The organism is Pseudomonas sp. D1-36 (genome assembly GCF_051132205.1).
In the GTDB taxonomy this organism is placed as follows: Bacteria; Pseudomonadota; Gammaproteobacteria; order Pseudomonadales; family Pseudomonadaceae; genus Aquipseudomonas.
Window position 1 is genome coordinate 2,195,183 of record NZ_CP071674.1, and the last position, 21,988, is coordinate 2,217,170.

Annotated in this window: 18 protein-coding genes; 8 read left to right on the top strand and 10 right to left on the bottom strand. The window is 62.6% G+C overall.

Going from position 1 to position 21,988, the window contains the following annotated elements; genetic code table 11:
• Positions 1 to 26: 26 nt before the first annotated feature.
• From J3P76_RS09965 to J3P76_RS09995, 7 genes are all read left to right on the top strand, one after another.
• Complete coding sequence (locus tag J3P76_RS09965) at positions 27 to 689, top strand: amino acid ABC transporter permease (protein WP_030141394.1); 663 nt, start codon at positions 27 to 29, stop codon at positions 687 to 689.
• A 9-nt stretch (positions 690 to 698) separates the two neighbouring features.
• Positions 699 to 1,361 carry an amino acid ABC transporter permease gene (locus J3P76_RS09970; RefSeq protein WP_434701796.1) on the top strand — a complete coding sequence of 221 codons (663 nt, stop codon included), beginning with the start codon at positions 699 to 701 and terminating at the stop codon, positions 1,359 to 1,361.
• On the top strand, positions 1,358 to 2,146 hold the full coding sequence (locus J3P76_RS09975) for an amino acid ABC transporter ATP-binding protein (protein WP_434559499.1): 789 nt from the start codon (positions 1,358 to 1,360) through the stop codon (positions 2,144 to 2,146). Before J3P76_RS09970 ends, J3P76_RS09975 begins: the two co-directional genes overlap by 4 nt.
• 26 nt (positions 2,147 to 2,172) lie before the next feature.
• Positions 2,173 to 2,562 (top strand): RidA family protein, encoded by a 390-nt coding sequence (locus tag J3P76_RS09980; RefSeq protein ID WP_264427496.1) that lies wholly within the window; start codon positions 2,173 to 2,175, stop codon positions 2,560 to 2,562.
• A gap of 164 nt (positions 2,563 to 2,726) precedes the next feature.
• Positions 2,727 to 3,491 (top strand): IclR family transcriptional regulator, encoded by a 765-nt coding sequence (locus tag J3P76_RS09985; protein WP_434701797.1) that lies wholly within the window; start codon positions 2,727 to 2,729, stop codon positions 3,489 to 3,491.
• Between the two features lie 29 nt (positions 3,492 to 3,520).
• Complete coding sequence (locus J3P76_RS09990) at positions 3,521 to 4,738, top strand: amino acid deaminase (RefSeq protein ID WP_434701798.1); 1,218 nt, start codon at positions 3,521 to 3,523, stop codon at positions 4,736 to 4,738.
• 153 nt (positions 4,739 to 4,891) lie between these two features.
• A complete protein-coding gene (locus tag J3P76_RS09995) occupies positions 4,892 to 5,806 on the top strand; it encodes a sugar kinase (protein ID WP_434701799.1) in 915 nt (304 codons plus the stop codon).
• 122 nt (positions 5,807 to 5,928) lie between these two features.
• Here the strand turns inward: J3P76_RS09995 and J3P76_RS10000 are convergent, their stop codons facing one another.
• Positions 5,929 to 6,204, bottom strand: coding sequence for a peptidylprolyl isomerase (locus tag J3P76_RS10000; protein ID WP_019690952.1), 276 nt, complete (start codon positions 6,202 to 6,204; stop codon positions 5,929 to 5,931).
• A 48-nt stretch (positions 6,205 to 6,252) separates the two neighbouring features.
• Entirely contained in the window at positions 6,253 to 8,790 is a 2,538-nt protein-coding gene (locus tag J3P76_RS10005; protein WP_434559493.1) for a PAS domain S-box protein, read from the bottom strand.
• 133 nt (positions 8,791 to 8,923) lie between these two features.
• Between J3P76_RS10005 and J3P76_RS10010 the strand changes: the two genes are divergently transcribed.
• Positions 8,924 to 10,042: a PilT/PilU family type 4a pilus ATPase gene (locus tag J3P76_RS10010; protein ID WP_420763549.1), complete on the top strand. Its 1,119-nt coding sequence runs from the start codon at positions 8,924 to 8,926 to the stop codon at positions 10,040 to 10,042.
• Between the two features lie 131 nt (positions 10,043 to 10,173).
• On the opposite strand, the gene J3P76_RS10015 is transcribed toward J3P76_RS10010, so the two are convergent.
• The 8 genes from J3P76_RS10015 to J3P76_RS10050 all read right to left on the bottom strand — a co-directional run bounded on the left by J3P76_RS10015 (position 10,174) and on the right by J3P76_RS10050 (position 21,871).
• The gene (locus J3P76_RS10015; protein ID WP_434701800.1) at positions 10,174 to 12,129 is read right to left on the bottom strand and encodes an acetoacetate--CoA ligase; all 1,956 of its coding nucleotides are present in this window, start codon (positions 12,127 to 12,129) and stop codon (positions 10,174 to 10,176) included.
• Positions 12,130 to 12,290: 161 nt separating this feature from the next.
• Positions 12,291 to 13,067: a 3-hydroxybutyrate dehydrogenase gene (hbdH, locus tag J3P76_RS10020; protein WP_420763551.1), complete on the bottom strand. Its 777-nt coding sequence runs from the start codon at positions 13,065 to 13,067 to the stop codon at positions 12,291 to 12,293.
• Between the two features lie 7 nt (positions 13,068 to 13,074).
• Positions 13,075 to 14,466 (bottom strand): GntP family permease, encoded by a 1,392-nt coding sequence (locus J3P76_RS10025; RefSeq protein ID WP_420763552.1) that lies wholly within the window; start codon positions 14,464 to 14,466, stop codon positions 13,075 to 13,077.
• A gap of 302 nt (positions 14,467 to 14,768) precedes the next feature.
• Positions 14,769 to 16,184: a sigma-54 interaction domain-containing protein gene (locus J3P76_RS10030; RefSeq protein WP_434701801.1), complete on the bottom strand. Its 1,416-nt coding sequence runs from the start codon at positions 16,182 to 16,184 to the stop codon at positions 14,769 to 14,771.
• 144 nt (positions 16,185 to 16,328) lie between these two features.
• Positions 16,329 to 17,909 carry an ABC transporter ATP-binding protein gene (locus J3P76_RS10035; RefSeq protein ID WP_434559489.1) on the bottom strand — a complete coding sequence of 527 codons (1,581 nt, stop codon included), beginning with the start codon at positions 17,907 to 17,909 and terminating at the stop codon, positions 16,329 to 16,331.
• 13 nt (positions 17,910 to 17,922) lie between these two features.
• Complete coding sequence (locus J3P76_RS10040) at positions 17,923 to 18,945, bottom strand: ABC transporter permease (RefSeq protein WP_434559487.1); 1,023 nt, start codon at positions 18,943 to 18,945, stop codon at positions 17,923 to 17,925.
• Positions 18,945 to 20,003: a microcin C ABC transporter permease YejB gene (locus tag J3P76_RS10045; RefSeq protein ID WP_434701802.1), complete on the bottom strand. Its 1,059-nt coding sequence runs from the start codon at positions 20,001 to 20,003 to the stop codon at positions 18,945 to 18,947. Before J3P76_RS10045 ends, J3P76_RS10040 begins: the two co-directional genes overlap by 1 nt.
• Positions 20,003 to 21,871, bottom strand: coding sequence for an extracellular solute-binding protein (locus tag J3P76_RS10050; protein ID WP_434701803.1), 1,869 nt, complete (start codon positions 21,869 to 21,871; stop codon positions 20,003 to 20,005). Before J3P76_RS10050 ends, J3P76_RS10045 begins: the two co-directional genes overlap by 1 nt.
• Between the last annotated feature and the right edge of the window lie 117 nt (positions 21,872 to 21,988).

The window sequence follows — 21,988 nt, forward strand, 5'->3', positions numbered from 1 at the left end:
GCGCACCGTCGAAGGTACTGCCGACCATGAATTATCAGTTGAATTTTGCCGCCGTCTGGCGCGATTTCGACACCTTGCTGGCGGGGCTTGGCCTGGGGCTTTCCCTCGCGCTGGTGTCGATCGCCATCGGTTGCGTGATCGGCCTGGCGATGGCGTTTGCGCTGCTCAGCAAGCATCGCTTGTTGCGGGTGTTGGCCTCGGTGTACGTCACCGTGATCCGCAACACGCCGATCCTGGTGCTGATCCTGTTGATCTACTTCGCCTTGCCGAGCCTGGGCATTCGCCTGGACAAGCTGCCGTCGTTCGTTATCACGCTCTCGCTGTACGCCGGGGCCTACCTGACCGAAGTGTTTCGCGGCGGGCTGTTGAGTATTCATAAGGGCCAGCGCGAAGCGGGGTTGGCGATCGGCCTGGGCGAGTGGCAGGTCAAGGCCTACGTCACCGTGCCGGTGATGCTGCGCAACGTGTTGCCGGCCCTGTCGAACAACTTCATTTCGCTGTTCAAGGACACCTCCCTGGCGGCGGCGATTGCCGTGCCGGAGCTGACCTATTACGCCCGCAAGATCAACGTGGAGAGCTACCGGGTGATCGAAACCTGGCTGGTGACCACGGCCCTGTATGTCGCGGCCTGTTACCTCATTGCCATGCTGCTGCGTTATTTCGAGCAGCGCCTGGCGATCCGCCGTTAGGAGTTTCCCATGTACGAATCCCCCAGTTGGTTGCACGAGTTGTGGGTCGCCCGAGACACTTTGTGGAGTGGCTTCCTGGCCAGCGTGCAATGCTCGGCGCTGGCGATTGTGTTGGGCACATTGATCGGTCTCTTCGCCGGGTTGGCGCTGACATACGGGCGGGTCTGGATGCGCGCGCCGTTTCGGTTCTATGTCGACTTGATCCGCGGTACGCCGGTGTTCGTGCTGGTGCTGGCTTGCTTCTACATGGCGCCGGCCCTGGGCTGGCAGATTGGTGCGTTCCAGGCCGGTGTGCTGGGCCTGACGCTGTTCTGCGGCTCTCACGTGGCCGAGATCGTGCGCGGCGCCCTGCAGGCGTTGCCCCGTGGGCAGATGGAAGCGAGCCAGGCCATTGGCCTGACATTCCAGCAGGCGCTGGGCTACGTGCTGTTGCCCCAGGCGTTGCGGCAGATCCTGCCGACCTGGGTCAATTCCTCCACCGAGATCGTCAAGGCCTCGACCCTGCTGTCGGTGATCGGTGTGGCCGAGTTGCTGCTCAGCACCCAGCAGATCATCGCCCGGACGTTCATGACCCTGGAGTTCTACCTGTTCGCCGGTTTTCTCTTTTTCATCATCAATTACGCCATCGAGTTGCTCGGGCGGCACATTGAAAAGCGGGTGGCCTTGCCATGACTGATATTTCCCTCTCCAACGCCCAACCGTTGCTGGACATTCGTGGCCTGCGCAAACAATACGGCCCGCTGGAAGTGCTCAAGGGCGTTGACCTGAGCATGCAGCGCGGCAACGTGGTCACGCTGATCGGCTCCAGTGGTTCGGGCAAGACCACGCTGCTGCGTTGCGTCAACATGCTGGAAGAATTCCAGGGCGGCCGGATCATGCTCGACGGCGAGTCCATCGGCTATGACGAGGTGGACGGCAAGCGTGTGCGCCACCCCGAGAAAGTCATCGCCCGGCACCGGGCCATGACCGGCATGGCCTTCCAGCAATTCAACCTGTTCCCGCATCTGACCGCGTTGCAGAACGTCACCCTGGGCCTGCTCAAGGTGAAAAAACTGCCCAAGGACGAAGCCGTGGCCCTGGCCGAAAAATGGCTGGAGCGGGTCGGCCTGCTGGAACGGCGCGATCACTTCCCCGGTCAGTTGTCCGGCGGTCAGCAGCAGCGCGTGGCGATTGCCCGGGCGATTGCGATGAACCCGAGCCTGATGCTGTTCGACGAAGTGACCTCGGCCCTGGATCCGGAACTGGTCGGCGAAGTATTGAACGTGATCAAGGGCCTTGCCGAAGACGGCATGACCATGCTGCTGGTGACCCACGAGATGCGCTTTGCCTTCGAAGTTTCGGACAAGATCGTCTTCATGAACCAGGGCCGCATCGAAGAGCAGGGGCCGCCGAAGCAATTGTTCGAGCGACCGCAATCGCCGCGCCTGGCGGAATTCCTCAAGAACACCCGTTTTTAACTTCCATTCAACAAGGAGATAAATCCATGAGCATTACCCGTTACGGCACCGGCAGCACCGCAGGCGGCGGCCAGCCACGGCCCTTCGCCCGCGCCGTGGAGGCCGATGGCTGGCTGCACGTGTCCGGCCAGGTGCCGGCAGTGAACGGCGAAATCATCGTTGGCGGTATCGTCGAGCAGACCCACCAGACCATGAAGAACCTGATCGCCATTCTCCAAGAGGCCGGTTATGGCCTGGAAGATGTGGTTCGCTGCGGTGTCTGGCTGGAAGACCCGCGGGATTTCTGGAGCTTCAACAAGGTGTTCGGTGAGTATTTCAGCCCGGAACACGCCCCGGCGCGGGCGTGTGTGCAGGCGAGCATGATGGTCGATTGCAAGGTCGAGATCGACTGTGTGGCCTACAAGAAAAAGGCCTGACCACGATCTTCTGGCGAATTCACTTCTGTGGCGAGGGAGCTTGCTCCCGCTGGCCTGCGCAGCAGGCCCATTCTTTACGACCGCTGCGCAGCCGAGCGGGAGCAAGCTCCCTCGCCACAATAAAGATACATGCGATTATGGGTGAAATTTCAGGAACCAAAGACATGACCGAAGACACCATCAAACGCCGGGCCCGGGGATTGGATCGGGCGTTCGATATCCTCGATTTCCTCAAGGAGATCGGCCAGCCGTTGCGCCCGAACGACATCGCCAGCGGCATCGGCAGCCCCAAGTCCACGGTCTATGAGCTGGTGGCGTCGCTGCTGGAGCGTCGCATCCTCGAGCCGGTGGGCAAGGATGGCCATGTCTACCTGGGGCGCCAGTTGTACTTTCTCGGCCAGGCGCATTTGCGGCATTTCGACCTGAGCCGCGAAGCCGACCAGGCCTTGCAGGACATCGTCCGGCAGACCCGGGAAACCGCGCAGATGTGTCTGCTCAACGGGCGCAAATACACGGTCGCGCTGATGAAGGAGGGCGAGCGGCACTTTCGCATCTCTTCGGACATCGGTGAAAACGCGCCGATCCCCTGGACGGCCTCCGGTCGCCTGTTGCTGGCGCATCTGAGCGACCAGCAGATCATCGACCTGATCGACCCCAATGACTTCATCCTGCCGGACGGCGAACGCCTGCCGCTGGAGCGGTTTCTAGGAGAGATCCGCCAGGCCGGCATCGATGGATTTTTCTCCTTCGATAGCGTTGCCGACACCTTCACCCACTGCTTCGCCGCACCGGTCAAAGACCCCAACGGCGTGGCCATCGCGACCCTGTGCATCGTCGCCCCGAGGGCTGACGCCAAGAACAATTACGCCGACTACCGCCGGGTGCTGATCGAAAGCGCCAACCACCTGGCCCGTCGCATCAACGAATAGACAGCCTTGGCTGTGTGAGGAGTTCGAACATGTCTTCTGCCATTACTAACGCGGCCGTCGAGAAGGGCGCCGCGCCCATCGGCGCTCATTTGCTGCGGGACGTGAGCCTGCCGGCGCTGGTGCTGCATCGCGAGGCCCTGGAGCACAACATCCGATGGATGCAGAAATTTGTCAGTGACAGCGGTGCGCAGCTGGCGCCCCACGGCAAGACCAGCATGACCCCGGCGTTGTTTCGTCGCCAGATCGAAGCCGGCGCCTGGGGCCTGACTTTGGCCACGGCGGTGCAGACCCGTGCCGCCTACGCCAATGGCGTACGGCGCGTGCTGATGGCCAATCAATTGGTCGGCAAGCCCAACATGGCATTGATCGCCGATCTGCTGGCCGACCCGGCGTTCGAATTCCATTGCATGGTCGATCATCCGGACAACGTCGCCCAGCTCGGCGCTTATTTCGCTTCTCGCGGCGTGCGGCTGAACGTGATGATCGAATACGGCGTCGTCGGCGGTCGTTGCGGTTGCCGTACAGAAGCCCAGGTGCTGGCCCTGGCCGAGGCCATCGGAGCGCAACCGGCACTGGCATTGACCGGCATCGAAGGCTATGAAGGGGTCATCCACGGTGATCATGCCGTCAGCGGCATCCGCGCATTCGCCGCTTCCCTGGTGGGGCTGGCCATGCAGTTGCAGGACAGCGGCGCGTTTGCCATCGACAAACCCATCATCACCGCCTCGGGGTCGGCCTGGTACGACTTGATCGCTGAATCTTTCGAAGCCCGCAACGCCCAGGGCCGTTTCCTCAGCGTGCTGCGCCCCGGCAGTTACGTGGCCCACGACCATGGCATCTATAAGGAGGCCCAGTGCTGCGTACTGGAGCGGCGCAGCGATTTGCACGAAGGCTTGCGTCCGGCCCTGGAAGTCTGGGCCCACGTGCAGTCGATGCCGGAGCCGGGCTTCGCGGTGATCGCCCTGGGCAAGCGCGACGTGGCCTACGACGCCGGGCTGCCGGTGCCGCTCAAGCGCTACAAGGCGGATTCTGATTCGGTGGCAGGCGACGATGTCAGCGCCTGCAAGGTGACGGCGGTGATGGACCAGCATGCGTTCATGACCGTGGCGCCGGGGGTCGAGCTGCGGGTCGGGGACATCATTGCGTTCGGGACCTCCCACCCGTGCCTGACATTCGACAAGTGGCGGGTGGGGTGCCTGGTGGATGAGGGGTTGCGGGTGGTTGAGAGCATGGAAACCTGTTTCTAGGGCTTGAGACCGAGTCGCGGCTATCGCGAGCAGGCTCGCTCCCACATTGGATTTGTTGTGAATACAAAACCAGTATTCATCCACGATCCCTGTGGGAGCGAGCTTGCTCGCGATAGCGGTCCGCAATACACCACCGAACCATCAGGACCATCCATGAGCAACACTAAACCCCGCATCGCCCTGATCGGCGAATGCATGATTGAACTGCAACACCGCGCCGACGGCAGCCTGCGGCAAAGCTTCGGCGGCGACACGCTGAACACTGCGGTGTATCTGTCCCGTGCGTTGGGCGACAAAGGCTCGGTGGATTACGTCACCGCCCTGGGCGACGACTCTTTCAGCGATGCCATGTGCCAAAGCTGGGCTTCGGAAAACATCGGGTTGGAAAGGGTCCAGCGTTTGCCCGGTCGTCTGCCGGGCCTGTATTGCATCCAGACCGATGCGGCGGGCGAGCGGCGTTTCCTGTACTGGCGCAATGAGGCTGCCGTGCGGGATTGCTTCACCACGCCGGCCGCCGTGCCGATCCTGGAAGCGTTGCCCGGATACGACGTGCTGTATTTCAGCGGCATCACCCTGGCGGTGATTGGCGAGCAGGGCCGGCGCAAACTCATCGAGACCCTGATCGAGGCACGGCGCCGGGGCGCGCAGGTGGTGTTCGACAACAATTACCGGCCACGGCTCTGGGCCTCGGTCGAGGCGGCCCGGGCGGCCTATCGCAGCGTATTGCCCTATGTGGAGCTGGCGTTGCTGACCGTGGATGACGAACAAGCACTGTTCGGCCATGCCGACAGTGACGCAGTGTTCATCGCCTATGAGCAACTGGGGACACCGGAAGTGGTACTCAAGCGCGGCGCCGAGGCGTGCCTGATTCGTTGTGATGGCCGGTCTTATGACGTGCCGGCCCAACGGGTAGAGCGCGTGGTGGATACGACAGCGGCGGGGGACTCGTTCAGCGCCGCCTACCTGGCGAGTCGCTTGCTGGGGGGCAGCCCGGCGGAGGCGGCCGAGGCCGGGCATTTGCTGGCGAGCCGGGTGATCCAGGTGCCGGGGGCATTGATACCAAAGTAGCGGGATGACACAGAACCTGTGGGAGCGAGCCTGCTCGCGAAAGCGTTGGGTCAGCTTGCACAAATGTTGACTGGACCGCCGCCTTCGCGAGCAGGCTCGCTCCCACAGGGGCCAGCAACGCTTCAATCCCGGTAAAACACCTGCACCAGGTGATAGCCAAACTTGCTCTTGATCGGCCCATGCACCACCCGCAGTGGTTTCTTGAAGATCACCGCGTCGATGGCGCCGACCATTTGCCCGGGCCGCACTTCACCCAGGTCGCCGCCGCGCTTGCCGGAGGGGCAGGTGGAGTATTTCTTTGCCAACACGTCGAACGCTTCGCCCTTGGCGATGCGTTGTTTGAGCTGTTCGGCTTCTTCGGCGGTTTTCACCAGGATATGGCGGGCTTGGGCTTTCATTGCGGCACAGACCTGAAGGGGGCGAAAGGGCGGCGATTATGCCTCAAGTCAGTGGTCATGGTTGATCATCGTCCGAATCTTGTTGGCCAACAGGTCCAGGGTAAACGGCTTGGCGACCATGTCCATGCCCTGATCCAGGAAACCTTGGCGTTCGGCGGCTTTCTGCGCATAGCCGGTCATGAACAGCACCTTCAAGCCGGGCCGGTGCTGACGGGCGATTTCCGCCAGCTGGCGGCCGTTCATGCCCGGCAGACCGACGTCGGTCACCAGCAGATCGATGCGTTGCTCGGATTCGAGCAATACCAGCGCCCGCTTGGCGTCCTCGGCTTCGAGGGCGGTGTAGCCCAGGGTGGCGAGCAGGTCGAGCACCAGCATGCGCACCGCCGGTTCGTCCTCCACCAGCAACACCGTTTCGCCGGCGATGGCGGGCGGAGCGTCGGTGGTAGTCGGTGCCGTTGCCTGTTCCGCCGGCGCGACGTGCAGGCGCGGCAGGTACAACTGCACGCGCGTACCTTGGCCCGGGACACTGTCCAGGCTCAGGTGACCGCCAGATTGCTGGGCGAAACCATAAATCATCGACAGCCCCAGGCCGGTGCCCTGGCCGATGGGCTTGGTAGTGAAAAACGGATCGAAGGCCTTTGCCAACACGGCGGGGGTCATGCCGCTGCCGTTGTCGCGCACGGCGATCATCACGTAATCGCCGGCCTTCACCGGCTCCAGCGTGCTGATGTCGCTGCCGTCGAGGTAGACGTTGGCGGTCTCGATGTTCAACTCGCCGCCATCGGGCATCGCGTCCCGGGCGTTGATGACCAGGTTGAGCAAGGCGTTTTCCAATTGGCTGGCATCGGTGCTGACCGGCCACAACTCGCCGGCCAGTTGCAGTCGCAGCACAATGTGATCGCCGGTGGTGCGGCTCAGCAGGTCTTCAAGCGAGCGAACCAGCGTATTGGCATCCAGAGGCTTGCGGTCCAGTGACTGGCGTCGGGAAAAAGCCAGCAGGCGGTGGGTCAGGGCGGCGGCGCGGTTGGCCGATGAAATCGCAGCTTCGGTAAAACGGCCGATCTCGGCGGCACGACCGGAGGCGATGTAGCGCTGCATCAAGTCGAGGCTGCCGAGGATGCCAGTGAGCATGTTGTTGAAGTCATGGGCGATGCCGCCGGTGAGTTGGCCCACGGCTTCCATCTTCTGCGCATGGCGCAGGGCTTCTTCGGCGCGTTCGCGTTCGAACATCTCGCTTTGCAGTCGATGGTTGGCCTCGGCTAGCTGCTGGGTGCGGGCGATCACCCTTTCTTCCAGCGTTTCGTTGAGGTGGCGCAGGGCTTCCTCGGTTTTCTTGCGCTCGGTTTCGTCGATGACAAAAATGTAAAAACCGTTCACCGATCCGTCGGCGCCACGGCGTGGCAGGTAGTTGATCAACGCATGGCGCGGCCGGCCGTCGCGGTGGGGCGACTCTACGGTGAAACTGCACGGCTTGCCCACCAGGGCGCCGGCGATCTGTTCGGCTCGGGCGGCGTAGGCCTCGTCGCCGATGACCTCACGGATGGTCTTGCCGTAGAGCTCTTGCGGCGTCAGCCCGTACCAATTCAGATAGGCACTGTTGTTCAGCCGGAAACGCTCCTCGCGGTCGACGTAGCCGATCAGCACCGGCATGGCGTTGATGATCAGTTGCAGCTCGGTCTGGCTCTGGCGCAAGGCATGTTCGGTGCGCTTGCGTTCGGTCAGGTCCAGCGCCGCGCCGAGAAAGCGCTTGGGCCGGCCATGGCGATCCTTGTAGCAACGTCCACGCACGAACACCCAGCGCAGCTCGCCGTGGGGCTGCTGCAGCCGATACTCCTCGGCGTACTCGGTGCCATGGGTGATGCAGTGCTTGATGCTGCGCGCAACCATCGCCCGATCTTCCGGGTGGACGCCCTCGAGATAGGCGCTGATGGGCAATTGCCGTGACAGGGCCGGGTCGACGCCATGGAGGAGGGCAAAATGCGCATCGGCGATGAAGCGATCCTCGCCGATGTCCCAGTCCCAGGTGCCCAACGCATCGGTGGCCGCCAAGGCCAGTTGCAAGCGTTCTTCGCTTTCCTGCTGGGCCTTGAGGCTGGCCTCGGAGCGCCGTTCGAATTCCTGAGCCAGGCGTCGCCGCTCGCCCGTCTCGATGGCAGTGATCAGTATTCCGGCGACGCTGGCGTTTTCGTCATGGATCGGGCTGTAGGTCAGGTCCAGCCAGACATCGCAGAGGCGGCCGCCAAATGGCATGCGCCAACGTTGATCGCGGCAGGTGCGCACCCGGCCCTGCAACACGCTGCGATAAACCCCTTCGGTTTCGCTGCGAAGTTCGGGCCAGGCCGTGTGGGTTGGCTGGCCAAACGCCCTGGGGTGCTTGTCGCCGACCAATCGCGCATAGGCGTCGTTGTACAGATGGATCAACTGCGGCCCCCACAGCACGGCCATCGGCATGGGCGAATGGACCACGATGTCCACGGCGGTGCGCAGGCTCGGGGGCCAGGTTTCTTGGGCGCCCAGCGGGCTGGAAGTCCAGTCCAGACGGGCGATCAACTGCTGTGTGTCGCTGCTGGCAGGTACTGCATTCATCACGGGAATCCCTGGATGTCATGTCGATGCTGCGGCTTCTACTATCCTCTGAAGAAGGTAAGCGCGGGTTGATCTGAAGTTTTTCTGGCTCGGGTCAGCGTGTCCATTGAAGTTCGCGGAAGTTTTTATAGTCATGGAAATTGATCCTTTACTGCGAGTCCTGGCAAGCCAGGACGGCTCCGACCTCTACATGTCCACCGGCGCGCCGCCCTGCGCGCGTTTCGAAGGTGTGCTCAAGCCGCTGAGCAACCAGGCGTTCAAGGTTGGCGACATCGCTGGGCTTGCCGAGTCATTGATGGACGCCGAACAGCGCCTTGAGTTCGATCGGGAATTGGAAATGAACCTGGCGATCTCCCTGGCCGGTGTCGGACGGTTTCGCGTCAACATCTTCAAACAGCGCAATGACGTGTCCATGGTCATACGCAACGTCAAGCTGGATATCCCGCGTTTCGAAGACCTGAAGCTGCCCAAGGTGCTGCTCGAAACCATCATGCACAAACAAGGGCTCATGCTGTTCGTCGGCGCCACGGGCTCGGGCAAATCCACATCACTGGCGGCGCTGATCGACTACCGCAACCGCAACAGCAGCGGCCATATCATCACCATCGAGGACCCGGTGGAATATATTCACCGGCACAAGAAATCCATCGTCAACCAGCGAGAAGTCGGTGTGGATACCCGCAGCTTCCACGCCGCTCTCAAGAACACCCTGCGCCAGGCGCCGGACGTAGTGCTGATCGGCGAAATACGCGACCGCGAGACCATGGAACACGCCTTGGCCTTCGCCGACACCGGCCATCTGGTGATTTCCACCCTGCATGCCCACAACGCCAACCAGGCCCTGGATCGGGTGGTCAATTTCTTCCCGGAAGAACGCCGGCCGCAACTGCTGCAGGATCTGGGCAACAACCTCAAGGCGTTTGTCTCCCAGCGGCTGGTGCGCACCCGCACCGGCCAGCGGCGGGCGGCCGTGGAGGTGATGCTCGGCTCGCCCACGGTGGCCGACCTGATCCGTCGCAACGAGTTGGGCGAGCTCAAAGGCATCATGGAAAAATCCGAGGAACTGGGGATGCAAACGTTCGACCAGGCGCTGTTCAACCTGGTGGTGGAAGGGGCGATCGATGAAGAAGAGGCGTTGAAAAACGCCGACTCTGCGAACAATCTGCGCTTGCGGCTCAAGCTCCATGCCGAATCGGGAGCGGCGCCACCGGCTGAGCCGTCGGCGGGCGGGGAATGGGGGCTCATGGACTGATCGGTTGGTAGTGCCCGCGTTATCGTTCATCGCGAGCAGGCTCTCTCCCACAAGGGATTTGGGTGCAAACAGTCCCCTGTGGGAGCGAGCTTGCTCGCGATGAGGCCCTCAAGCCCAGCAAAACATTCAGATCAGGTCGCAAGCTCCACCCGCCCACGAAACTGCTCCAGCGCCTCGGGATTGGCCAGTGCATCGGTGTTCTTTACCGCCTCGCCATGCACCACGTTGCGCACCGCCAGTTCCACCACCTTGCCGCTGATGGTGCGTGGGATATCGTTGACCGCGAGAATTTTCGCCGGCACATGGCGCGGTGTGGTGTTGGCGCGGATGACCTGGCGGATCTTCCGCTCCAAGGCGTCGTCCAGCACCAAGCCCTCTCGCAGGCGCACAAACAGCACCACCCGCACATCACCCTGCCATTGCTGGCCGATGGCGACGCTGTCCAGGACTTCCTCGACTTTTTCCACCTGCCGATAGATTTCCGCCGTGCCGATGCGCACGCCACCGGGGTTGAGCACCGCGTCGGAGCGGCCGTGGATCAGCAGGCCGCCGTGGGGCAGCTCTTCGGCGTAGTCCCCCTGGGCCCACACGCCCGGGAACTGGCTGAAATAGGAGGCGCGAAGTTTCTCCCGCTGGGGATCATTCCACAGCCCGATGGGCATCGCCGGGAAATGCCGGGTGCAGACCAGTTCGCCTTTTTCGCCAACCACCGCTTCGCCGGCTTCGTTCCATACCTGCACGGCCATGCCCAGGCTCTTGCCTTGCATCTCGCCGCGGCGCACAGGGGCCAGCGGATTGCCGTTGACGAAGCACGACACGATGTCAGTGCCGCCGGACATCGAGGCCAGGCAAACATCGGCCTTGAAGTCGCGGTAGACATAATCGTAACTGTGGGGCGCCAAGGCTGATCCCGTGGACAGGATCGTCCTCAGGCTACCCAGGTCGTGGGTCTGGCGTGGCTTGATGCCTTGGCTTTCCAGGGCGGCCAGGTATTTGGGGCTGGTGCCGAATACGCTGATGCCTTGTCGGTCGATCAGGTCGAGCAGGCGTTCCGGGCTGGGGTGGAACGGCGACCCTTCATAGAGCACAACCGCGCTGCCCACGGCCAGCGCCGACACCAGCCAATTCCACATCATCCAGCCGCAGGTGGTGTAGTAGAACAGCCGGTCTTCGGGGCCCAGGTCGACGTGCAGGCCATGTTCCTTGAGATGTTGCAGCAGCACGCCACCGGTGCCGTGGACGATGCACTTCGGCACCCCGGTGGTGCCGCTGGAATAGAGAATGTACAGCGGGTGATCGAACGGCACGGGGTTGAACACCGGCTCGCCGCCGCATTGGTAGAAACCGTCCCACAGGGCCACGCGGGCCGGGGTCTTGAAATCTTCGACGCGGGCGTCGGGCTGGGCGTAGGGCAGTACGATCAATTGTTGCAGCGACGGTAGCCGTTCGAGGATTTCGTTGACCTTGGGCCGCTGGTCGATGGTTTTCCCGGCGTAGCGATAACCGGCGCAGGTGATCAGGACCTTGGGTTCTATCTGACCGAACCGGTCGATGACGCCCTGGGTGCCGAAATCCGGCGATGAACATGACCAGATGGCGCCCAGGCTGGTGGTGGCGAGCATGCACACCAGCGTCTGCCAGGTGTTGGGCATGCAAGCGGCGACCCGATCGCCCTGGGTCACGCCAGCGCCTTGCAGGCTTTTTTGCAGGCCGGCGACATGGGCGGCGAGATCGGCCCAGGTCAGCGTTTCTTCGCCGCCGTTTTCATCGAGTGCGACCACTGCCACGGCGCTGTCGCGGCGACGCAGCAAGTGTTCGGCGAAATTCAGCGTCGCCCCTGGGAACCAGCGGGCACTGGGCATCTGCGGGCCTTCGTCGAGCACCGCGCCAGGCGCTTGATGGAAGCGGATCTCGAAAAAGTCGACGATGGCCTGCCAGAAGGCTTCGCGGTGGTCGGTGCTCCAGGCATGCAGGGTTGGGTAGTCGTTGAGTTGCAGCGAGTGCCGTTCGTTGACGAACCGGCGAAAGGCGTCCATTCGCGACTGGGCGATGCGTTCGGGGCTGGGGTGCCAAAGGATGTCGGACATGGTTTGCCTCTTGTTTTGGGGCTTACAAATAGTTCAGCACAAGGCGCCGGATGTGGCGAGGGAGCTTGCTCCCGCTGGCCTGCGAAGCGGGCCCAAGAGGCGCCTGCTGCGCAGCCGAGCGGGAGCAAGCCCCCTCGCCACAAAAGCTCGACGGCGCGGCGTTATTGAGCCAACCACCCACCATCAATATTCCACGCCGCGCCCCGCACCTGGCTGCCCGCTTCACTGCACAGGAACAGCACCAGCTCACCCAACTGCGGCGGGGTCACGAACTCCAGGGACGGTTGCTTCTCGGCCAGCAGATCATGCTGGGCCTGTTGCGGGTCCACACCCGTGGCGATGCGGTCGTCGATCTGCTTCTGCACTAGCGGCGTCAGGACCCAGCCCGGGCAGATGGCGTTGCACGTGACGTTGCTGGCGGCAGTCTCCAGGCCCACTACCTTGGTCAACCCGATCACCCCGTGCTTGGCCGCGACGTACGCCGCCTTGCCCACCGAACCGACCTGGCCATGCACCGAGGCAATGTTGACGATCCGTCCCCAGCCCTTGGCGCGCATGCCCGGAAGGCTCAGGCGGGTGGCGTGGAACACCGAGGACAGGTTGATCGCAATGATCGAATCCCAGCGCTCCACCGGGAAATCCTCCACGGCCGCCACGTGCTGGATGCCGGCATTGTTCACCAGGATGTCGACGCCGCCGAATTCGCGCTCGGCGTAGGCGAGCATGTCGGCGATCTGCGCGGGGTCGCTGACGTCGGCCGGATGATGGCCGACCTTGACGCCGTGTCGAGCGACTTCGGCGACCACCGCCGAAGCATCGCCAAAGCCGTTGAGGATCAGGTTGGCGCCGGCCTTGGCCAGGCTCAGGGCGATGCCCAGGCCGATGCCGCTGGTGGAGCCGGTGACCAGGGCCGTCTTGCCGGAAAGGGTGGTTGTCATGGGAACCTCACACAATGCCAGTGGCGTAGAACACACCGATCACGAAGAACACCGCGAGGGTCTTGATCAGCGTAATACAGAAAATGTCTTTGTAGGCTTCACGGTGGGTCAGGCCCGTGACCGCCAGCAAGGTGATGACCGCGCCGTTGTGGGGCAGGGTGTCCATGCCGCCGCTGGCCATGGCCGCTACCCGGTGCAGCACTTCCAGTGGAATGTTGGCGGCGTTGGCGGCGCTGATGAAGGTTTGCGACATCGCCGCAAGGGCGATGCTCATGCCACCCGACGCGGACCCGGTGATGCCCGCCAGCAGCGTCACGGTCACGGCTTCGTTGACCAGCGGATTGGGGATGTTCTTGAGCCAGTCGGCGAGCACCAGGAAGCCCGGCAGGGAGGCGATCACCGCACCGAAACCGTATTCCGACGCGGTGTTCATGGCCGCGAGCAACGCACCACCCACCGCGCTCTTGCTGCCTTCGGCCAGCTTGCTGCGAATGGCTCGGAAGCCGAACAACAGCACCATGACGATGCCCACCAGCAAGGCCGCTTGCACGGCCCAGATCGCCGTGAGCTTGGCGATGTCGCTGGTCACCGGCGCCGCCATGCCCGGCAGGGCCAGGCTATGGGTCTTGCCGTACCACTGTGGGATCCACTGGGTGAACAGCAGGTTCATGACCCCTACCGCCAGCAATGGCGAAACGGCGATCCAGGGGTTGGGCAGCTTGATGTCTTCGGCGGTTTCCGGCTCGTTGCGCAGCTCGGTACCGTAGCCTTCGCCCGTGCGCTGGGCCTTGTTGCGTTGGCGCTGCAAGAACAGCATGCCGAAGCTGAACACGAATATCGTACCGATCACGCCCAGCCACGGCGCTGCCCAGGCAGTGGTATTGAAGAAGGTGCTGGGGATGATGTTCTGGATCTGTGGCGTGCCGGGCAGGGCGTCCATCGTGAACGAAAAAGCGCCGAGGGCGATGGTGGCCGGGATCAGCCGCTTGGGAATGTTGCTCTGGCGGAACATCTCGGCCGCGAACGGATAAACCGCAAAGACCACGACGAACAGCGACACGCCGCCATAGGTGAGCAGCGCGCACACCAGCACGATCACCAGCATGGCCTGGCGCGTGCCCAGCAGGCGAATCGCCGCCGCGACGATGGAGCGGGAAAACCCCGACAGCTCGATCAGCTTGCCGAACACGGCGCCGAGCAGGAACACCGGGAAGTAGAGTTTGATGAAGCCGACCATCTTGTCCATGAACACCCCGGTGAAGGCTGGGGCAACGGCGGACGGATCGGTGAGCAACACCGCGCCGAGGGCGGCGATGGGGGCAAAAAGAATGACGCTGTAGCCACGGTAGGCGGCAACCATCAGCAGCGTGAGGGCTGCCAAGGCAATGATCACACTCATGGTGTGTCTCCTGGATTGTTATTTTTGTGGGTGATGCGGTGGGGAGGGCTATAGCGAGTTTTGTGCCAGTTAGGTAACTTGCTGAAATATAAGGAATTTATTGAGGCGGGCGACGTGAGCTTGGGAAGCGCGTCTCTGTTTTGAGATTTTTGTTGGGATTACTGGCCTCATCGCGAGCAGGCTCGCTCCTACAGGTAAACGAGGATGGCAGGGAGAACGCCAGTTCCTGTGGGATCGAGCCTGCTCGCGATGAGCGCGAAGCGCTCCAAACCATATGTCCAAATATGGAGAATTGAGTCTCTCTATTGAGACTCAACAATCCCCAGAGCCACCATTTTCTTGTAAAGCGTCGACCGCCCCAGTCCCAACCGCTCGGCTGCCTCAATCACCCGCCCACCGCATTGCGCGAGGGTGGTCTCGATCAAATGTCGATCGAATCGGGCCCGGGCCTGGCTGAAGGTTTCCTGGGGCAACGGCTCGAGGCTCGGACTCGCCGCGCGTACCACCGGCGTGAAAGTACCGATGGCGGCACGAATGTCGGCGGCGGTGAGCATCAGGTCGTCGCTGAGCAGCGCGGCCCGTTCCAGCACGTTGCGCAACTCCCGGATGTTGCCCGGCCAGGCGTGCTGGCCCAGCAGGTCGAGGGCGTCGGGATTCAGTTCGTGCTGGCTGCGCAATTCTTCGAGGATCGCCTCGCTCAGGGCCGGCAGGTCATCCAGGCGTTCGCGCAGCGGCGGGACCTGGATGGGCAGCACATTGAGGCGGTAATACAGATCCGCCCGGAATTCGCCACGCTGGATCGCCGCCTCCAGGTTGGTGGAGGTCGCGGCAATCACCCGAACATCGCTTTGCAGTACTTCATTGGAGCCGACCGGTTCGTATTCCTTTTCCTGCAACACGCGCAGCAGTTTGCTTTGCAAGGGCAGCGGCATATCGCCGATTTCGTCGAGGAACAATGTGCCGCCCTGGGCGATTTGCAGCTTGCCGGCGCGGCCCTTGCGGTCGGCACCGGTGAAGGCGCCTGGCGCGGTGCCGAAGAATTCGGCTTCCAGCAAGGATTCGGGGATGGCGGCGCTGTTGATGCTGACAAACGCCTTGTGCGCACGCGGCGAAGCACCGTGAATCGCCTGGGCCAGAAGCTCCTTGCCGGTGCCGGTTTCGCCGAGGAGCAATACCGGGGAGTCGGTGCTGGCGCTGCGTCGGGCACGGCGCTTGACCTCGAGTCCCGCAGCGCTGGTGCCGATGAAATGGGCAAAGTTGTACTTGGTCTGCCGTGCCCGCAACAGCGAGCGGGTAGAGGCCAGTTCTTCCTGCATGCTCAGGTAGCGTTTGAGCATCGGCGACAGGCTGCGCAACTCGTCGAACAGGGCAAAACCGATGGCGCCGATCACCGCGCCGGCACTGTCATGGATCGGCAGGCGCATCACCACCAGCGGTTCCTTGGGCGTGTCCTGCATGTCCAGCAGGATCGGCCGCCCGGTACGCACCACCTCTCGCAACAAGCTGCCCGGAATGACGCTTTCGCAAGCCCGGCCGATGGCCTCTTGCGCCGAATTCAGGCCGAAGCGACGAGCGTAGCGCTCGTTCATCCAGACGATGTTTGCATCGCGGTCGACGATCACCGTGCCTTCGCTGGACTGCTCGATGATTTCGAACAACGAGCGGATCGCCAGCGTACGCACGCGCTTGTAATCCTTGAGGCTTTCGGTGGAGTTCATGATCGGATCCGGGTTGTGTGTTGCTTGTCAGGCCCCCATCGCGAGCAAGCTCGCCCCCACATTTGGCCTTCAGTGCAACACCGGCCAATGTGGGAGCGAGCTTGCTCGCGATGGGCGCGACACGAAGCTACGCCATGCGCCGCATTATGCCCACTCTGGATGCGCCGCCGCCAACAACTCCTTGGTATACGGGTGCTGGGGTGAATCGAACACATCATGGCTGGGGCCTTGCTCGACCACCTTGCCGTCCTTGATCACGATCATGTCGTGGGCCAGGGCGCGGACCACCGCCAGGTCGTGACTGATGAACAGGTAGGTCAGGCCGTATTTTTCCTGGAGCTGGCGGAGCAGGGCGACCACCTGCTTTTGCACGGTGCGGTCGAGGGCGGACGTAGGTTCGTCAAGCAGGATCAGGGCGGGCTTGAGCACCAATGCCCGGGCAATGGCGATGCGTTGGCGCTGCCCACCGGAAAACTCGTGGGGGTAGCGATGCCGGCTCTGCGGGTCGAGGCCGACCTCCTTGAGCGCCTGGATCACCTGGGCTTCGCATTGCTCGGCACTGGACCGGCTGTGGACCTCCAGGCCTTCACTGATGATCTGTTGCACTGACATTCGCGGGCTGAGGCTGCCGAACGGGTCCTGGAAGACGATCTGCATCTGCTTGCGCCATGGCCGAAGCTCTTTATGCGACAGATGATCAAGCGCCTGGCCCTGGAAGCGAATGCTGCCTTCGGACTCTATCAGCCGCAGGATGGCCTGGCCGAGGGTGGATTTGCCGGAACCGGATTCGCCGACGATGCCCAGGGTCTTGCCACGCTGGATATTCAGGCTGATGCCGTCCACGGCTTGCAGGTACTGCTTGCGCCGGAACAATCCGCCACCGAGGGGAAAGCTGACGCGCAGTTCCTGCACTTGCAGGACGTCTTCGCGTTCGTCCCGGGGCAGCGCTTCGCCTTCCGGTTCGGCGTTCAGCAATTCGCAGCTATAAGGGTGGCGGGGGGTGCTGAACAAGGTTTCACAGGGTGCCTGCTCGACAATCTCCCCGGCCTTCATCACGCACACCCGCTGCGCGATGCTGCGCACCAGGTTGAGGTCGTGGCTGATCAGCAGCAGGGACATGCCCAGGCGCTGCTGCAACGATTTGAGCAGCAGCAGGATCTTGCGCTGCACCGTTACGTCCAGGGCGGTGGTCGGTTCGTCGGCGATAAGAAGCTCCGGCTCGCAGGCCAGGGCCATGGCGATCATGACGCGCTGGCGCTGGCCGCCCGATAGCTGGTGCGGATAGGCCTTGAGTCGTTCGGCGGGTTTCTGGATGCCGACCAGGGCCAGCAATTCCAGGATGCGCTGGCGCGCGGCCTTGCCGCCCAGGCCGCGATGCAGCATCAGTGTTTCGCCGATCTGCTTTTCGACGCTGTGCAGCGGATTCAGCGAAGTCATCGGCTCCTGGAAGATCATTGCGATCCGATTGCCGCGCAGTTCCCGTAGCGTCTTGGCCTCGGCACCCACCAGTTCTTCGCCGCGATAGCAAATGCTGCCGGTGGTGCGCGTGCCGGTTTCCGGCAGCAGTTGCAGGATGGAATGGGCCGTCACCGACTTGCCGGAGCCCGACTCGCCCACCAGCGCCAGGCATTCGCCTTGGCGGATGTCCAGGCACAGGTTGCGCACCACCGTCTGGCCGTTGAAGGCCACGCTCAGGTCACGGATTTCGATCAGGTTTTCGCTCATCTAAAGGTTCCGCTCATGACCGAGGGTCGAACGCGTCTCGCAACGCTTCGCCGATAAACACCAACAGAGAAAGAATCAGCGCCAAAGTAAAAAACGCCGTCAGCCCCAGCCACGGCGCTTGCAGGTTCTGCTTGCCCTGCGCGATCAGCTCACCCAGGGATGCGCTGCCGGCCGGCATGCCGAATCCCAGGAAATCCAGCGCTGTCAGGGTGGAGATCGCCCCGGTGAGAATGAACGGCAGGTAGCTCAGGGTGGCGTTCATGGCATTGGGCAGTATGTGCCGCACGATGACCTTGCGGTCGGTCAGGCCCAGCGCCCGCGCGGCTTTCACGTATTCGAGGTTGCGCCCGCGCAGGAATTCGGCACGCACCACGTCCACCAGCGCGAGCCAGGAGAACAGCGCCATGATACCCAGCAGCCACCAGAAATTAGGCTCGACGAAACCCGACAGGATGATCAGCAGGTAAAGCACCGGCAAACCGGACCAGACTTCCAGCAGGCGTTGCCCCAGCAGGTCCACCCAGCCGCCGTAGTAACCTTGCAGGGCACCGGCGGCGATGCCGATCAGCGCGCTGATGGCGGTCAGCGCCAGGGCGAACAGGATCGACACCCGCGCGCCGAATATGACCCGCGCCATCACGTCCCGTGCCTGGTCGTCGGTGCCCAGCCAGTTCACCCTCGACGGCGGGCTTGGGGCCGGCCGCTCAAGGTCATAGTTGGGCGTGTCGTCGCTGAAAGGAATAGGCGGAAACAGCAGCCAGCCGTTGCCCTGGTGAATCAGGTCCTGCACATAGCTGCTGCGATAGTCAGCCTGGAACGGCAATTGACCGCCGAACTGCTGTTCGGTGTAGCGCTTGAACACCGGGAAATACAACGAGCCTTGGTAGCTCACCACCAAGGGCTTGTCATTGGCGATCAATTCCCCACCCAGGGTCAAGACGAAAAGCCCGATGAACAGCCACAGCGACCACCAGCCGCGACGGTTTTTCCTGAAACGTTCGAAACGCCGCCGCCCCAGGGGCGATAACTTGAACATCAGGCGTTCCTCGCGGCGAAGTCGATGCGCGGGTCCACCAAGGTGTAGCAAAGATCGCCTATGAGTTTGATCAGCAGGCCGAACAACGTGAAGATAAACAGCGAGCCGAACACCACTGGATAGTCCCGGGACACGGCGGCCTCATAGCTCATGCGTCCGAGGCCGTCGAGGGAGAAGATCACCTCGATCAGCAAAGAACCGGCGAAGAACACGCTGATGAACGCCTGGGGAATGCCCGACACCACCAGCAGCATCGCATTGCGAAACACGTGTCCATACAGCACGCGTCGTTCACTCATCCCCTTGGCTCGCGCCGTGACCACGTATTGGCGGGTGATTTCGTTGAGGAACGAGTTCTTGGTCAGGATCGTCAGGGTAGCGAAGCCGCCGATGACCAACGACGTGACGGGCAGCACCAGGTGCCAGAAATAGTCGGCGACCTTGCCCAGCGTCGAAAGGGACTCGAAGTTGTCCGAGACGAGCCCGCGCACCGGGAGGCAATTGAGCGAGGTGCCGCCAGCGAAGATCACGATCAGGAACATCGCGAACAGGAACGCCGGCATGGCGTAGCCGATAATGATTGCGGTGCTGCTCCAGACATCGAATGCCGAACCGTTGTGTACCGCCTTGCGAATCCCCAGGGGAATCGACACGAGGTAGGTGATCAGCGTCGCCCAGAGCCCGAGGGAGATGGTCACCGGCATTTTCTCCAGAATCAGGTCGGTGACCGTGGCACCGCGGAAGAAGCTTTTGCCGAAGTCCAGGCGGGCGTAGCTGGTGAGCATCAGCCACAAGCGTTCGTGGGCGGGCTTGTCGAAGCCGTACTGTTTTTCGATGTCCTTGATCAATTGCGGATCCAGGCCTCGGCTGGCGCGGGAGCTACCGGTCATGGCATTGCCCGAGCTGCCGACGCTGGCGCCGCCAATGCCCTGCAGGTGAGCGATCGCCTGCTCCACCGGCCCGCCTGGCGCGGCCTGGACGATCACGAAGTTCACCAGCAGGATGATCACCAGCGTGGGAATGATCAGCAGCAAGCGCCGCGCAATGTAAGCCCACATCAGTGATGCCCTCCAGGCGAGCCACGCTTGATGCGTTCGGCGGTCATCTGTTCGTTGGTCAGTGGCGTGGTGCTGACTTCCCACCAGCTCTCGATGGCTTCGTCATTGCTCGCCTGGACTTTCGGCATGCCGAAGCGATTCCACCAGACCGTCGAGCTGCCTGGCGGGTAATAGTTGGGAATCCAGTAGTAGTTCCATTGCAGCACCCGGTCCAGCGCATGGGCATGGCGGAGCATGTCGTCCTGGGTGCTGGCTTTGACCAGGCCATCGATGAGGGCGTCCACGGCAGGATTCTGCAAGGCCATGTAGTTGTTGGCTCCCGGGTCGTTGGCCGCCGCCGAGCCGAAATAATTGTAAAGCTCCGTGCCCGGCGAAGTGCTGACTGGGTAGCCGGTAATGATCATGTCGTAGTCGCGGCTCATCAGGCGATTGACGTACTGGGACGAGTCGATGCGCCGGATGTGCATGTCGACGCCGATCTGTGCGAGGGTGCGCTTGTAAGGCAACAACAGGCGGTCTATTCCGTTTTGCGTGACCAGGAACGTGAAGCTCAGTGGCTCGCCTTCGGCATTGACCAGGCGGTCGCCTTCAGGTTTCCAGCCGGCCTGTTCCAATAGCGCCAGGGCCTGCAATTGCTTGTCGCGGATGACCCCGCTGCCGTCGGTCTTCGGCGCTTGGAACACCTGGGTGAACACCTCTAGCGGTACTTTGCCGCGCAGCGGTTCGAGAATCGCCAGTTCCCCCGCGTCGGGGAGCTCCCGGGCGGCGAGGTCGGTGTTGGAAAAAAAGCTCTGCTGGCGCACGTAGAGGTTGCGCATCATCTGGCGATTGCTCCACTCGAAGTCCCAGAGCATGGCCAGCGCCTGGCGTACGCGGCGGTCCCGGAATTGTGGCCGTTGCAGATTGAACACAAAACCCTGGGCCGGCTGGGGCGCCTCGGTGGCAAGGTGGGCTTTTTGCAGCCGACCGTCGCGCAGGGCCGGGCTGTCGTAGCCGATGGAAAAGCCCGTGGCGGAGAACTCGCGGTTGTAATCGTAGGCGCCGCCACGCAAGACCTGCCGGGCCACGTCGGTGTCGCCGAAGTATTCGATACTGAAGTGGTCGAAGTTGTAGAGCCCGCGGCTGACCGGCAGGTCTTTGCCCCACCAGTCGGCGTTGCGCTCGAAGGTGATGCTGCGGCCCGAGTCGACCTTGCTCACCCTGTACGGTCCGCTGCCCAGAGGCGCCTCGTAACCGCCGCCGTTGGCGAAGTCGCGACTCTTCCACCAGTGCTCGGGAAAAACCGGCAGGGTGGCGATGTCCAGGGGCAGGGTGCGGCTTTCGTTATTCTTGAAGTCGAAGCGAACGGTTCGTTCCGATTCCACCTCGACATCTTTGACGGCGGCGAACTGCGTGCGATAGCGCAGGCTGCCCTGGGTCATCAGCAGGTCGAAGCTGTAGCGCACGTCTTGCGCGGTGATGGGCTTGCCATCGGCGAAACGCGCCTTGGGATTGAGGTAGAAGCGCAGGGACAGGCCATCTTCGGCGCGTTCCATTTTTTCGGCGACAAGGCCGTAGACGGTATAGGGTTCGTCCAGGGAGCGTTGGGCCAGCGGCGAATAGAGCATGCCGTCGACCTGGCTGACGCCGATGCCTTTGTCGATATAAGGCAGCACATGGTCGAAATGGCCGATCTCCACGGCCGAGCGGCGCATCGTCCCGCCCTTGGGGGCCTGGGGATTGGCGTAGGCAAAATGGGCGAAGCCTTCGGCGTACTTGGCCGGTTCGCCATAAACGGTCAGGGCATGTTGGGGGGCGGCATTCACGCCTGCGGCGCCAGTCAGCAGGACCACGGCAGTGAACAGCCAGGAGGGAAAAGCCAGTCGCATTGTCAGCCTTAAAGCCGGGTGATCGATGAGTGCGATTTGTACGCGAGGGACGCGCTGATCGCCAGCCCTTCGCATGGCTCAAGCATGACAGCCCGCCCTAAGGCGGACCGTCGTGTC

Excerpts from the sequence above, each read along its gene's own strand:
- J3P76_RS09965 (WP_030141394.1), top strand. The coding sequence starts at position 27 with ATGAATTATCAGTTGAATTTTGCCGCCGTCTGGCGCGATTTCGACACC.
- J3P76_RS09980 (WP_264427496.1), top strand. The coding sequence starts at position 2,173 with ATGAGCATTACCCGTTACGGCACCGGCAGCACCGCAGGCGGCGGCCAG.
- hbdH (WP_420763551.1), bottom strand. The coding sequence starts at position 13,067 with ATGACAACCACCCTTTCCGGCAAGACGGCCCTGGTCACCGGCTCCACC.
- J3P76_RS09970 (WP_434701796.1), top strand. The coding sequence starts at position 699 with ATGTACGAATCCCCCAGTTGGTTGCACGAGTTGTGGGTCGCCCGAGAC.
- J3P76_RS10045 (WP_434701802.1), bottom strand. The coding sequence starts at position 20,003 with ATGTGGGCTTACATTGCGCGGCGCTTGCTGCTGATCATTCCCACGCTG.
- J3P76_RS10030 (WP_434701801.1), bottom strand. The coding sequence starts at position 16,184 with ATGAACTCCACCGAAAGCCTCAAGGATTACAAGCGCGTGCGTACGCTG.
- J3P76_RS10010 (WP_420763549.1), top strand. The coding sequence starts at position 8,924 with ATGGAAATTGATCCTTTACTGCGAGTCCTGGCAAGCCAGGACGGCTCC.
- J3P76_RS10000 (WP_019690952.1), bottom strand. The coding sequence starts at position 6,204 with ATGAAAGCCCAAGCCCGCCATATCCTGGTGAAAACCGCCGAAGAAGCC.
- J3P76_RS09995 (WP_434701799.1), top strand. The coding sequence starts at position 4,892 with ATGAGCAACACTAAACCCCGCATCGCCCTGATCGGCGAATGCATGATT.
- J3P76_RS09990 (WP_434701798.1), top strand. The coding sequence starts at position 3,521 with ATGTCTTCTGCCATTACTAACGCGGCCGTCGAGAAGGGCGCCGCGCCC.
- J3P76_RS09985 (WP_434701797.1), top strand. The coding sequence starts at position 2,727 with ATGACCGAAGACACCATCAAACGCCGGGCCCGGGGATTGGATCGGGCG.
- J3P76_RS10040 (WP_434559487.1), bottom strand. The coding sequence starts at position 18,945 with ATGTTCAAGTTATCGCCCCTGGGGCGGCGGCGTTTCGAACGTTTCAGG.
- J3P76_RS10025 (WP_420763552.1), bottom strand. The coding sequence starts at position 14,466 with ATGAGTGTGATCATTGCCTTGGCAGCCCTCACGCTGCTGATGGTTGCC.
- J3P76_RS10050 (WP_434701803.1), bottom strand. The coding sequence starts at position 21,871 with ATGCGACTGGCTTTTCCCTCCTGGCTGTTCACTGCCGTGGTCCTGCTG.
- J3P76_RS10015 (WP_434701800.1), bottom strand. The coding sequence starts at position 12,129 with ATGTCCGACATCCTTTGGCACCCCAGCCCCGAACGCATCGCCCAGTCG.
- J3P76_RS09975 (WP_434559499.1), top strand. The coding sequence starts at position 1,358 with ATGACTGATATTTCCCTCTCCAACGCCCAACCGTTGCTGGACATTCGT.
- J3P76_RS10035 (WP_434559489.1), bottom strand. The coding sequence starts at position 17,909 with ATGAGCGAAAACCTGATCGAAATCCGTGACCTGAGCGTGGCCTTCAAC.
- J3P76_RS10005 (WP_434559493.1), bottom strand. The coding sequence starts at position 8,790 with ATGAATGCAGTACCTGCCAGCAGCGACACACAGCAGTTGATCGCCCGT.